Origin of the sequence: Legionella maceachernii (genome assembly GCF_900167045.1) — a bacterium.
In the GTDB taxonomy this organism is placed as follows: Bacteria; Pseudomonadota; Gammaproteobacteria; order Legionellales; family Legionellaceae; genus Tatlockia; species Tatlockia maceachernii.
The window spans coordinates 82,156-95,432 of the sequence record NZ_FUXJ01000011.1 but is presented as its reverse complement, the minus strand read 5'-3'; the positions used below and the strand labels follow the sequence as shown (position 1 = coordinate 95,432).

The following is a 13,277-nucleotide window of genomic DNA, read 5'->3' as shown; positions in this document are numbered from 1 at the left end:
AAGAATCAGGTAAAATGAAACTCTCTTTTCGTGCTATCACCTACTCAACCGACAACCATGAAGCAAAAATTTAAACGCGTTATTCTCTATGCCCGCCAATATCGCGCGAATGGTGGAGTCACTGAAAGCATGCATCGCCTGGTTGATTTTTTACGGGATCAGAAAATCGCTGCCTTTTTAGACGTGGATACGGCATCGAGTTTTGATATCGATCTCCCTGTTCTTGAGCGTGAAGCAATGGGAGAAAAACAAGATGTTATCGTGGTAGTCGGTGGTGATGGTAGCCTCCTCTCTGCTGCACGCATGGCCATTAAAATCAATGTCCCTGTCATTGGCATTAACCGTGGCCGACTCGGCTTTTTAACCGACATCTCACCGAATAATATCGAAACTCATCTTGCACCTGTGTTAGCAGGCAAGTATGAAGAAGAGCAGCGTTTTTTACTCTATACCCGAATTCATGACGGAGAAACCACCTATTTCCAAGGCGATGCGCTTAATGATGTTGTCTTAGGCCGGGGCACTGAAACCCATTTAATTGAATTTGATGTGATTATTAACCAGCAATTCGTTTGCCATTACCGTTCTGATGGTTTAATCCTTTCAACACCAACAGGCTCTACCGCTTATGCCTTATCAGCCGGTGGCCCTATTATGCACCCGCAATTGAATGCCATTGTTTTAGTGCCTATGTTTTCGCATAGTTTAAGTTCTCGTCCACTAGTGGTTGATGGCCAAGTAAAAATTGATTTAAAAATCAGCACACGTAATGAAAGTGATTTACGAGTAAGCTGCGACGGCCATGAGTCACGGATGGTAAAACCCGGCCAATTAGTTTCCATTGAAAAAAACGCTCAGCAACTTCGCCTGTTGCATCCCTGTGATTATCATTATTATGATACATTACGAATTAAACTAGGCTGGGAATCTAAACACCAGGGATAAAACCGATGCTAACCGCTCTCCGCATTGAAAATTTTGCCATTGTCAAACAACTCGACCTCGATTTCACGAGCGGAATGACCGCATTTACTGGAGAAACAGGAGCCGGTAAATCCATCATGATTGATGCCCTTATGCTTGCTTTAGGGGAGCGTGCTGATGCTTCAGTCATTCGCGCAGGCGAAGAAAAATGTGATATCAGTGCAACCTTTCAATTCGAGGCAAAATCGGAGCCTGCACAATGGCTGTTAGAACATGACATGCCATGCGATGAAGGCGAAATTTTACTTCGCCGCGTGCTGTATGCGGAAGGCCGCTCTAAATCTTACATTAATGGCCAACCGTTTCCACTGCAAAAAGTGAAGGAGTTGAGTGAGATGCTTGTTCACATCCATGGACAGCATCAGCATCAAACGTTAATGCATCATCCAACCCATCGACAGCAACTCGATTTCTATGCAGGCCACTCTGCGCTTTTAAATGAAGTGAATCTTCTCTATAAGCAGTGCCAAAAAACCAAGCAAGAATTGGATACTTTACAAAATCAAGAGAAGCACAACGACAAGCTTGATTTACTTCGTTTTCAAATTGACGAATTAACCGTGCTTGATCCGAAAGAAGGGGAAATGCAAGCTCTGCATGAAGAACATCAATTGCTTCATCATGCACGGGATTACTTACAACACACACAACAAATCTGCCATCTTCTCAATGCAGAGGATGCCCCTAATATTTGTCAGGGGCTTAGCCAAATTCTGCAGTGCTTGCATGCATTACCACAAGAACAACCGCAAATAAAAAATGCGTATGAACTCATCAATTCAGCATTGATTCAATGTGAGGAATCACTGGATGAAATACACCAATTCGCCGAACAAGTGCAATTAGATCCAGAGCGCTTGCGCGAAGTGGAAACCCGGATCAGCATTTTACATCAAGCTGCCCGTAAATATCATATTGAAGCCAGTCAGTTACCCATGCATGCTGACCACCTCAAGCAGGAACTAGACACAATTCAAAATACGGAAAAACAATTACAGCGGCTGCAACAGCAATACCGTCAGCAAGTACGCACTTTTGAAATTGCTGCGCTAAAGCTGAGGGAGTCAAGGCAAACTCATGCTGAAAAATTGGCTAAAGAAATCACACAAATCATTTGTCAATTAGGTATGCCCAAAGGCTTTGTTGAGATTGAGATAACGCCTTTAGATAAAATGCAACCTCACGGCATGGACAAAGTGGAGTATAAAGTCTGCACTAACCCCGGCATGCAGCCCGATTCATTGACTAAAGTTGCTTCAGGGGGAGAGCTTTCACGCATTAGTCTCGCCATACAAATGATCACGGCACAACGCGGTTCTACACCGACGCTACTTTTTGATGAGGTGGATGTCGGAATTGGTGGTGCGACTGCTGCTCTCGTAGGCCAACTCCTGCGTAAACTCGGCGAGCGCCTGCAAGTATTTTGTGTCACTCATCAACCGCAGGTGGCCTCTTGCGCCCATCACCATTTTGTCGTGGAAAAATATTCTGATAACAAGCAAACTTTCTCGCGCATCATTCAATTAACTCAAACTGAAAAAGTTGATGAAATTGCTCGCATGCTTGGTGGACTGACGATCACTGAGCAAACTCGTTCACATGCCAAAGAATTACTGTCAGAGAATAGTTAGAGGATTCAGTGGTAGAGGATTGTTCTAAATCTTTAAATTGCTTCATGGCCAAAAGGATCATAACGATAAATTCTTATAGCCATCACAATCATCACCACATTGTAAACAAGATTAATTCCAACGTAGCAAATAATTGCGCCGTGCAAATCTAACCAAGGGATGAAAATAAAGCAGGATACAATTTGTAACAGCATCATTGATGCGGTCAATCGCGCACCGATTTTATTGCCATTTTTTGAATACTGAATCATCTTGGACAGCGGCATAGAAATAGAATAGGTAATGATATTGATCAAACAAAAATAAGTATAAGGCAGCGCCCGGATGAAATCCGATTTATAAAGAAGAAGAATGTGTGAAGCACAAACGGCAATAATTGTCACAAGAATCAGCGAAATACCAAATGTCATTAATAGATATCTCATCATGGTGGTTTTCAAAAAATCTCGACTTTGAGCAAAAGCAGCAGAAATATCCGGACCAATTAAAATACCTATCGGACTAATTGCAATAAATGCCAAAGAAATGATAGAAACAACTGCTGAAAATAAGCCAACGGACTCTTCATTTGGCCCTAGCCATTCAATCATCAATAAGGGAATGGCAGCGAAAACATATTTGTTTAGATTTTGCACCATATACCCATACATTTTTTCTTTCCATTCAATTTGAGTTTTACCGGTGATTGGGCATTCGCGGTAAAGACGCTGTATGGTTGTTTTTCGTTCCAGGGCAACTGAGATTAAAACAATGAGGACATAACTTATAATAAAGCTAATCAGCATGACATGAGGAAAGTAGTGCTTATTTTCATGAAACAATACGGGATAAAGGTAAAAATAGGTAATTAAGCTTAAAGAAAAATAAAATATCGTTTGCAATAAACTTAAAAGAATTGCTGTGCGCATATGGTTAATGGCGCGGAAAAATTGAATAAAGATGTTATATAAAGACAGTGCTACAGCACCCCAAAGAAATAAAAAAAGAGGATGACTAATTTCAAAAAGGTCAATGTCACTAATCATATAACTAAGTGCAACGATAGCTACACTTAAGAGCACGCCAGAGGTAATTAACGTCGTATAGATAGGATGGAGAAAATTCTTAAGCGATGCTGTCAAATTACCGATTTCATCGTATTTTTTGCGCACATAAAATTTAGGAATATAATAGGCAATAATGGAATCGATGCCAAAAGTAATGACGGTGGCGATTAATAATAATGCACTTGTTGCCACTGAAAAATCGCCGAATAACTCTTCACCTGCATGCCGAGCCACAATCATATTAATAATAAACAACATGAATTGATCGGCAATAATGATGAATAAATTTAAATAAAAATCCATAATTCTCAAAGCCTTATTTTTTTAGCGCATACCATTTTGATAATCAGTATCTATTTTTAACTGTAGCAAAGTTTTACAGTGGGAAGAGCAAATCCAATAAAATTTGCCTGATTGACATGATAAAAATCTTTTTTATCGGGGGCCACGCTGATCTTTGCCTTCTCGTTGACTTACAGAAACATCTAAATGTGTCTGTGCTTCATTCTTTTTATCAGGATGATGAAAAAAACCGTGTGGTGAAACTGATGCAGGATAAATATGTTTTTTGCGAGCCGCAATCGCAGCTGGATTGATTGGTAACTCTGCTACAAACTCCTTTAACTTCGTTAATCGCAGATCTTTGCTATAAAAACGGAATGTCTTTTCATCATGTAGGGGATTACATTTTATTTTTGTGACATTGTTAAGCAAGTATTGCTGATTACTATACTGATACAGCATTGCCATCATTAAAGAACCTAAACCCTGGTTTTGAAGCGCTGGATTAACGCCTAATGCTTGTAATATCAACGTATTTTTATAACAATGAACCATCATCCCAGCTACCACAATAGGTTGAGTAACAAGCAAATTATTTACTAAAACGGTTTCGGGCTTTATCAAGAATAGACAATGATAATCTGTACTTGTTAAATAATTGGTGATTGCTTCTTCCTCAAACAATTCTTCGACAAAAGCATCATCCTCAAAGACTGCAGATATTGAGCTATTAAACAGCGCCTTTAGGGGCTCACCCACCATTGGGAAATTAGCACTCGTTAATTCATAGAGGGTTATTTGGTTTTGTAAAAAGTACCTTTTAATATCATTAGAAATCACATCAAATGGGAAATACATAATCAGGGTTTATAGTAACCATTGTCTTTTAAGTGTAATACAAAAGACCAAAATAATTATGTTTTGAGCACAAACGATTTTTTTATAACTATATAAATAAAATTTGCACATTCTGTCTATACTAGAAAGAGTTGAGGTTTATAAAGGGTTAATATGCCAATTAAGACGCTTGAAACCCAGTCTCATCTGGAAGGAACGGTGATGTTTTTAAACGCGGCGATTAGGACCTACCTTGATCGAGCAGCTAACATCAATAGAAAGGATGAACCCTTCATACAATTAAAAAAAATGATGACTCACTCTTTATACCTCGCTGATTTAAGAGGAGCTAATTCCGAAGAAGGTGAGAAATACAACCAAATCGATTTAGTGGGTTTTAAAGAAGGAATACCCATTTGCTTCACACTTAAAGCAAATGCGAATCTTACCGTGGTTGATTTTAAAAAAGAGGATTCTTTGCACCGGATGTCGGTAAAGACGCAGGCATTGATTGACGACTTAAAAAGTAAATTGTCTCTTGAAACTAGAATCCCATACGCACGACTGTAGAAAAAAAGTCTTTTCAGAATCTCAAAAACGACAACTATAGGGCTCTTTTTTGTTTTATTTTCATCCACCCAGCCACACCAAAATTCGCCCACGGGATAATGAAACCAATTAGCAACCATTGCAATTGATAAAGCGGTACCGGTTGATTAAAGGTGATGACGTAGCGGAAAAAAGTATGTACCCCCAATATTGCGACAAAACAAAGCAATGTGGCTAACAATTTGTGGGAACGCACCATCGCAACCGCTTTTCTATTGGCAATTTGCTCAGCAATGATTAATCCCCAAAGTGCATAATACGCCATCCAAGGATGACTCAATATTTCATCAGTGCGCCAATGGATGTAGAGCATAAGAAGACTTGCTATCAGTAAAATAAACCAAGGTACATTTTTTGGCCATTTTAATGAGGAAAAATAATAACTGATGAGTAACAATAGGGCAAAAAACACCCCGGCCAGCACATCATAGTAATTATGATAATCAAAATGGATTAAGCTTAAACCTATACCCATAAGAAGAGCGACAGCCACTACTCTGAAACCCAAATTTTCAATCTTAAAAGCCAACCAAGTGTATAAAACCGTTACTAGCTGCATATGACCGCTAGGAAATGCATACCCTTTTTTACCTAAAGAAGGAGAGAGAGGGATTTGGAAAGTCACTTTTAATGCGACATTAACCAGAATGGATAAGAGAATTAAACAAACCGCATGATAGAAGGTTGCACGATCTAGCCAAATAAATCCAAGAATAAGTAACGGGATAATGACGATATTATCACTAAAGAGAAGAAAAAATTGGGCGATTTGATCCTGCATAGACCTACAGTTAGCGAAAATCAGGGGTTATTTTAAGTAAAAATCATATAGAAACCCTTTATACAATGCAATAAATTTAAATCATGACTGTTAATTCCTTTTTTGAGTGGTATAAATTCCGAACATCCAGCTAACATCAAGTTTTTTCAAGAATTCAGGTACAAACCCACAGAGTTACCCACAGAATTTGTGGATTAAACGAATAACGACCATTCATAAAAATATTATTTTATATCATGACGTTACCAAAATAAATGCACTTTTTTTTCTCGAATATTCTAATATTTTACAAACTTATCCACAACTCTCTTATTTTATTGTAATTTTGCTCAATTTTCCTTTTGCGTACAAAAAGTTATACACTATACTTTAAAAGTAATATTTTAATGCGCGCTGGTTTTAAATCGAAAAGATGGTTATACCCGCAAAGATTTATCTGACAAAATGACTTTCGTTATCGTGAAAGGAATTATTATTATCACCCGGAAAATCTTAAGCGAATTTATTTCTTAATACAAAATGTAAAAGGTTAGTTTATGGGAAAAGTTAATGTTACTTTTAACTTTGTCAATCAAGATAAGTTACCACTCATCATACAACCCCAAGAAGAGATACACGCCAGCGCTGATTATTTACTGCAATTTCTTAACGAGGAAAATAACGTTTTCCAAGCGCTGATACTTAAGTATGGGGCTGTGTTATTTCGTGACTTTCACATAAACTCGCCGGACGAATTTTCAAAAGTAATCGATGCTTGTTCTCTAGGTAAGGTTTTTAATTATGATTTGTGCACCATTCCGCGCACAAAAATTCAAAAAGGCATCTACACTTCCATCAATTATACGGATAACGATATCCCTATGCATAATGAAAAAGCTTATGATTACGATACCCCAAGCCATATTTATTTTAATTGCGCACAACCCTCTCAAACTGGAGGATATACACCATTAATTGATGGTAATAAATTATGGTCCGCGCTTCCTGATAAATTAAGGAATAAACTTGAAACCCATGGCATTTTGTATCGTCGATACTATTATGGAGAAGGAATAAAACTTAAATTAATTAAAAAAATAGGGGGCGGTATTCACTGCAGAACATGGATGGAACAGTTTAACACGCGAGAAAAAAGCGTGGTTGACAATACACTTGCCAATACAATCTACCAACATGAGTGGACCATGGGAAATGGGTTAATAACCAAAAAAATAATGCCTGCTTTTCGTAAGCACCCTCTATTGGATAAAATCATATGGTTCAATCAATGCCATAATCTCAATTCTTACTTTAATACCTCTGCGGATTACGTTTACAAAAAACTAAAAAATCCTATTTCACGTTATATTATGACCCGAAGTCAGCTACTTCCGTTGATGGCTTTTTTTGGCAATGGCGATTCTTTTTCAAAAAATGAAATCAACTCGATCAATACCCTGATGCGTAACAGCCGGGTCATGACTCCATGGCAAAAAGGGGATGTCATGGTGATTGATAATTACTCCTGTTTGCATGGAAAAACAGCCCATTATGGGGATCGCTTAATTTTAGTCGGCATGACGCAACGATCGTCTGATTTAGCCCAGTCTCATTTAGAATGAGTAAATACTAATGATTTTTCAAAAAGAATTCGCAATTGGGGAATTATATTATGTCAATGAACGTGAAGTTCCAATATTAATTTATGAAATATTCAAGCTGGAAGCTTACCTACGGGATTTCCTTACTTTAGAACCTGACTCAGTTATTTTTGATGTGGGGGCAAATATTGGCATTTTTTCGTTGTATGCCCTCTATAAATGTGATGAAAAGGCAGAAATCCATAGTTTCGAACCTATCCCCGCTACCTTCGAATGCCTCCAAAAAAATTTAAGCGCCTTCCATGAGCAGGTTCATGTTTATAATTTAGGATTTGCCAATGTTGCCGAAGAGTGTACGGCTGATTTTACTGTTTTTGGAGCATCAACAGTAACAGCAACCTATCGCCCGAAAGATAAAATTATTTCCAATTTTCAACCACAGCTGAATTACGACACGTTGTTAAAACTATCCCGCTACCGTGACAAAAAATTATATTATCAATTAAAATACCTCCCTTTTTTGCGCAATTATTTGATTAAAAAAAATTATAATACTCGAACAACCTCTACTCAAATTCAATGTAAACTTGATTCGCTTGGACGCTTTATCGAAAAGTCTAAAATCACTCAAATCGATTTTTTAAAAATAGATGTGGAAGGATCAGAGTTTGAAGTCATTAAGAGCATTCTGCCTCATCAATTTTCCATTGTTAAACAAATGGCTATAGAAGTTCATGATATTAATAATCGCGTTGAACATGTTGCCACGTTTTTGAAAGAAAAAGACTATGAGATCAAAATTTACAGAAGCCCAGCTTTTGCAAATTTAGGGTTTAATCACCACATGATTTACGCGAGAAAGAAGTAAGACATTTCCCGGAACTTGCTTCAACGAAGTAATGAAAATTCCCAACTGTCCTCGCCAGCTTTTTTTTCTCTTAACGTTCATTGCCGGCATTTATGGATGAATTTTGTCTGATTTCGCAACCAGTCACTGCTCTTCAGCATCGACCAGAGTGATTTCATCAAAGGTCAATTTCTCCATGTAGGTTGGGAGCCTTGGCCCAACAATTTCGTTTATTCTTTGTTGAGGTATGTTCGTCGCTCTTGCATTGTTTCAATACTATTGAGAACCGTCTGCCGACAGATTTCCTGCATGATCGGGATAGTCGTTAAAGGATGTCCCTTGTAGATAGCATAGGCAATGAGAAAACTATCTTGCCATATTTTTTCTCTTTTATTTTCCTTTGCCCGGGCCCATAAAGCAGTCCATAAAAAATGAAGAAGCCACTTTCCTCGCTGCGCTTCAAGCTCTTGCTCAAACACAGCCTTCATTGCGTCCTCCAAAGCACACACTTTTATCCCGTTTACAAAACTGCAGCAGCGATTTACGATTTTATCCACATGAGCATTTTCGACATACCAGGATTCGGTAAAACGTTTAGTTTTTGCCCATCCTCTGGAGCGCCGCAACGATGCTTGCATAGTCTCTGGTGTAAAAGGAATAATCTGTACACTCAAATCGTCCATCATATGCGGAATATCAAGCGCCTTAGGTTGGAAATGTAAACCAAGCAATTCTTGGATTTCCAATAAATGCAAATCGGGCATTGCACTTTGGTGGACAGTTAAGTTTAAAAAATGACCAACTGCCATGGTGAGATAATTTGCATCGACTTCGCGTAAGGTTACACTGTCATCAAAAGCTTCATCGTAATACTTCATCACTTCTTTTGCGTTGATTTCAGGAGTGATCCAAGCGTCTTTTATTCCTAAATCTTGCTTGAAGAGTAAACCACACAAGCGATTTAATTTATTCTTTTTTACATGAATAAAAATCCCTTGAGCGCCACTTCCATCAATCTCGCTGGCTTTAATTCGCATGATTGGTTTTTCACTTTCCATCTTATAGATCACACCTTTTTTACGCTGAATTTTAATCCAACGATCAAATTGCGCGTGATAGTGGGTTGGATACCATGTTTTAATGGTCTGCAACCGTGAAAGGGAAAGGGAACTCAACGTAATTTTCTCAATCAAATACTCAAATGTAGCCACTACAATTTCCCTAACTTCTTGCTTAGGATGTAGCAATGTCAACAGAGCAATATCCTGTCCTTCTTCGATACTGTATAAATCCAGTATAAGATCGGTAAAAAAATCAGGAGGCATGGCGTAGCTTTGAGCAAAGAAGTTTTCAGCAATATCAAAGGCCGATAGATCGGATAACTCATTAATCATTTCACGGATAGCACTGATATGATCCGCTTCATCTTCGTCTGATAAATCGTCTTCATTACCCACTAAAGCCAAATACGCATTTTTTAATTCGAGGGACAGTTCAACGTGCACTTCATAAAATGCATTTAGAATCGGCAACCAGAAGCTCAGTGTTTGCTTACCCTGAGTGATAGCGTGCGCAATTTTAGCCATCAGTTGATTTAACGTTTTACCCGCGGGTTTATTACCCATTTCTTGAGCAGATTGCAACTGAGCAACGCATATATCTAAGGCGAAAACGCAGGCTGAGTAATAAGATCGTTCGCTATCTGCCTCATCATCACTTAAAGCGGCAATCAGCTCCACAAGCCGCAAAGCAAGATCAGGTTCTTGCAAAAAAGGGGTATAATGTTGTGGTTCGGGTTCGGCACTTTGTTCAATTAAGTTAGCCATGTCTTCGATCCACTGCTTCAAGCTCTTAAGATCAGCAGTCATTTTATATCAAGTACCCTTGGCTTCCCCTTTTCATCAATCGCAACGAAAACAAAAGTTCCTTCAGTCACTTGATAATTTTCCCCACTGTCCGAGCGCGTTGTCCAAACCTCTACTGCGATGGTCATCGAAGTTTTACCGTATTTTATTAACTCCGCATAGCAACTCACTACATCCCCCACATGCACGGGCCTTAAGAAGCTCATACTGTGAATAGCAACAGTCGCTGCGCGACCACGAGATATTCTTTTGGCCAATACCCCTGCCGCTAAGTCCATTTGTGAAACTAACCAACCGCCAAAAATATCACCGTTCGCGTTGGTATCGGCGGGCATGGCCAATGTTTGGATAGTGACTTCACCCCGTGGATTTGTAGCCATTAGGAGCCACGCTGCTTCAATTTAGCCAGAGCATCTGCCATGGCTGTATTAAACACTGTTTTCTTGGCCGCAAACGTCTTTTTATCTGGACCGGATTTTTTATCCACCTCTTTTTTCTTGACTATTTGAGCTTTTTTGGCTGATTGAGGAGGTTGTTTTACCGTTTTTTTCTGAACGACTGGTGCTTTTTCTTCAGTCAGCTTCATGCTTAATCCAATACGGCGGCGTTCTTTATCCACTTCAACCACTTTCACAGTGACAATATCGCCCGCTTTCACGATGGCATGAGGATCGCTAATAAACCGGTTCGTCATTGCAGAAATGTGAACTAAACCATCCTGATGCACACCAATATCGACAAAGGCACCAAAATTAGTGACGTTTGAAACGACACCTTCTAAAATCATCCCTTCTTGCAGATGACTGATGTCCTCGACACCTTCCTTGAAACTAGCCGTTTTAAACTCAGGCCTCGGATCGCGGCCTGGCTTTTCAAGCTCACGCAATACATCCCGAATTGTAGGAAGGCCATATTCACTATTCGCGTAACGCTCGGCATTGACACTTTGTAAAAGCGCACGATTACCAATGATTTGGCTAATTGCCACTTGCTGATCGGCAAGTATTTTTTCAACAAGCGGATAGGCTTCTGGATGAACAGCAGACGCATCCAGCGGGTTATCGCCATTCATGATGCGTAAAAAACCAGCCGATTGCTGGAATGTTTTTTCTCCCATGCGAGTCACATTTTTTAATTGCTCACGATTTACAAAGGCGCCGTGTTCGTCACGGTATTGCACAAGATTTTTTGCTAATGCTTCATTTAAACCTGATACACGCGTTAGGAGAGCCACGGAAGCGGTGTTCACATCAACGCCTACTGCGTTCACACAATCCTCAACCACTCCATCGAGGCTTCGAGCTAAACGTGCCTGATTAACATCGTGCTGATATTGGCCGACGCCAATTGATTTCGGTTCAATTTTTACCAGTTCGGCCAAAGGATCTTGCAATCGTCTGGCAATCGAAACTGCTCCTCGTAATGTCACATCCAAATCAGGAAATTCTTTAGCCGCTAATTCTGATGCCGAATACACTGAAGCGCCCGCTTCACTGACCATGACTTTAGTCAATTTCAGATCAGGATACATTTTAATCAAATCCGACACCAAGCGCTCCGTTTCTCTTGAGCCGGTTCCATTACCGATACTGAATAAATTGACCTGATGCTTAGCAGCGAGTTTGGCAAGTTCGGCAATCGCTTGATGCCATTCATTTTGAGGCGCGAAAGGGAATACCGTTGTGTAGTCCAGTAATTTACCCGTCGAATCAACCACAACTACTTTAACACCTGTACGAATTCCAGGATCTAAGCCAATCGTCACTTGAGGACCAGCCGGAGCGGCTAAGAGCAAATCACGTAAATTACGTGTGAACACGTGAATGGCTTCTTCGTCTGCTGCTTCACGCAAGCGAGCAAACAATTCGAGTTCAAGCTTAGTAAACAACTTGACCTTCCAAGTCATGCGCACCGTTTCCAGCAACCAGGAATCCGCAGGTCGATTTTCGTCAGTGATTTTAAAATAAGAAGCGATGCGTTTTTCACCGTAATCTTGATCATCCAGGATTAAGGCAAGTTGTAAAACGCTTTCACGTCGCCCCCGAAACAGCGCCAAAGCGCGATGAGAAGGAATTTTTTTAATGGCTTCAGCATAATCGAAATAATCAGCAAATTTATTACCCGCTCCTTTTTTATCGCTGCTGCCAGTGGATTTTAATACCCCATGCTCCCACAAGTATTCGCGCAATTCCTTGATAAGCTCTGCATCTTCGGCAAAAAGCTCCATGAGAATTTGACGAGCCCCTTCGAGGGCGGCTTTAGCGTCTTCAATACCTGCCTCAACATTCAAAAACTCTTGTGCATAAGTTTCTGGCTCTTTAGTCGGATCTTGCCATAATGCCTGAGCCAAGGGCTCCAATCCGGCCTCTCGAGCAATCTGCGCTTTTGTGCGACGTTTGGGTTTATAAGGAAGGTATAAATCTTCTAACCGAGTTTTACTGTCGGCAGCAAGAATCGCTTTTTCAAGTTCTGGTGTTAACTTTTCTTGTTCTCGAATCGATTGGAGTACGACAGCTCTACGCTCATCCAGTTCTCTTATGTAATGCAAGCGTTCAGCCAATAGCCTTAGCTGTGTGTCGTCAAGACCGCCTGTCGCCTCTTTACGGTAGCGGGCAATAAAAGGGATAGTCGCTCCCTCATCCAATAAGGCTATCGCTGTTTCCACTTGCGAAACCTTGACTTTAAGCTCCTGCGCAATAACTGTTGCTGCTTGTATCTCTTGAGCCATTCACATCCCCGTAAAACAAATAAAAAAAACCTGGTTATTATATACCCAAGACACTTTAAAATGCTATTTTTAGCCTACTGTTGAATA

The 13,277-nt window shown here is 39.9% G+C and carries 11 protein-coding genes; 5 read left to right on the top strand and 6 right to left on the bottom strand.

The window, feature by feature from the left end:
• Positions 1-57: 57 nt before the first annotated feature.
• On the top strand, positions 58-945 hold the full coding sequence (locus B5D33_RS10665; protein ID WP_058450995.1) for an NAD(+) kinase: 888 nt from the start codon (positions 58-60) through the stop codon (positions 943-945).
• A 5-nt stretch (positions 946-950) separates the two neighbouring features.
• On the top strand, positions 951-2,615 hold the full coding sequence (recN, locus tag B5D33_RS10660; RefSeq protein ID WP_058450996.1) for a DNA repair protein RecN: 1,665 nt from the start codon (positions 951-953) through the stop codon (positions 2,613-2,615).
• A gap of 32 nt (positions 2,616-2,647) precedes the next feature.
• On the opposite strand, the gene B5D33_RS10655 is transcribed toward recN, so the two are convergent.
• Together B5D33_RS10655 and B5D33_RS10650 are read right to left on the bottom strand one after the other, a co-directional pair.
• Complete coding sequence (locus B5D33_RS10655; RefSeq protein WP_058450997.1) at positions 2,648-3,964, bottom strand: lipopolysaccharide biosynthesis protein; 1,317 nt, start codon at positions 3,962-3,964, stop codon at positions 2,648-2,650.
• 132 nt (positions 3,965-4,096) lie between these two features.
• On the bottom strand, positions 4,097-4,801 hold the full coding sequence (locus B5D33_RS10650) for a GNAT family N-acetyltransferase (RefSeq protein ID WP_058450998.1): 705 nt from the start codon (positions 4,799-4,801) through the stop codon (positions 4,097-4,099).
• Positions 4,802-4,954: 153 nt separating this feature from the next.
• Between B5D33_RS10650 and B5D33_RS10645 the strand changes: the two genes are divergently transcribed.
• Positions 4,955-5,350, top strand: a complete 396-nt coding sequence (locus tag B5D33_RS10645; protein WP_058450999.1) for a hypothetical protein — start codon at positions 4,955-4,957, stop codon at positions 5,348-5,350.
• Between the two features lie 34 nt (positions 5,351-5,384).
• Here the strand turns inward: B5D33_RS10645 and B5D33_RS10640 are convergent, their stop codons facing one another.
• Entirely contained in the window at positions 5,385-6,170 is a 786-nt protein-coding gene (locus tag B5D33_RS10640; RefSeq protein WP_058451000.1) for a phosphatase PAP2 family protein, read from the bottom strand.
• A gap of 536 nt (positions 6,171-6,706) precedes the next feature.
• Here B5D33_RS10640 and B5D33_RS10635 point away from each other — a divergent pair.
• Both B5D33_RS10635 and B5D33_RS10630 read left to right on the top strand, forming a co-directional pair.
• The gene (locus tag B5D33_RS10635; protein ID WP_058451001.1) at positions 6,707-7,771 is read left to right on the top strand and encodes a TauD/TfdA family dioxygenase; all 1,065 of its coding nucleotides are present in this window, start codon (positions 6,707-6,709) and stop codon (positions 7,769-7,771) included.
• A 10-nt stretch (positions 7,772-7,781) separates the two neighbouring features.
• Positions 7,782-8,618, top strand: a complete 837-nt coding sequence (locus B5D33_RS10630; RefSeq protein WP_058451002.1) for an FkbM family methyltransferase — start codon at positions 7,782-7,784, stop codon at positions 8,616-8,618.
• Positions 8,619-8,827: 209 nt separating this feature from the next.
• Here the strand turns inward: B5D33_RS10630 and B5D33_RS10625 are convergent, their stop codons facing one another.
• From B5D33_RS10625 to B5D33_RS10615, 3 genes are read right to left on the bottom strand one after another with little or no spacing between them, the layout of a single operon-like run.
• Positions 8,828-10,465 (bottom strand): hypothetical protein, encoded by a 1,638-nt coding sequence (locus B5D33_RS10625; RefSeq protein WP_058451003.1) that lies wholly within the window; start codon positions 10,463-10,465, stop codon positions 8,828-8,830.
• A complete protein-coding gene (yciA, locus tag B5D33_RS10620; protein WP_058451004.1) occupies positions 10,462-10,842 on the bottom strand; it encodes an acyl-CoA thioester hydrolase YciA in 381 nt (126 codons plus the stop codon). The genes B5D33_RS10625 and yciA overlap by 4 nt, the downstream gene beginning before the upstream one ends.
• Positions 10,842-13,190, bottom strand: a complete 2,349-nt coding sequence (locus B5D33_RS10615) for a Tex family protein (protein WP_058451005.1) — start codon at positions 13,188-13,190, stop codon at positions 10,842-10,844. The genes yciA and B5D33_RS10615 overlap by 1 nt, the downstream gene beginning before the upstream one ends.
• Positions 13,191-13,277: the final 87 nt, after the last annotated feature.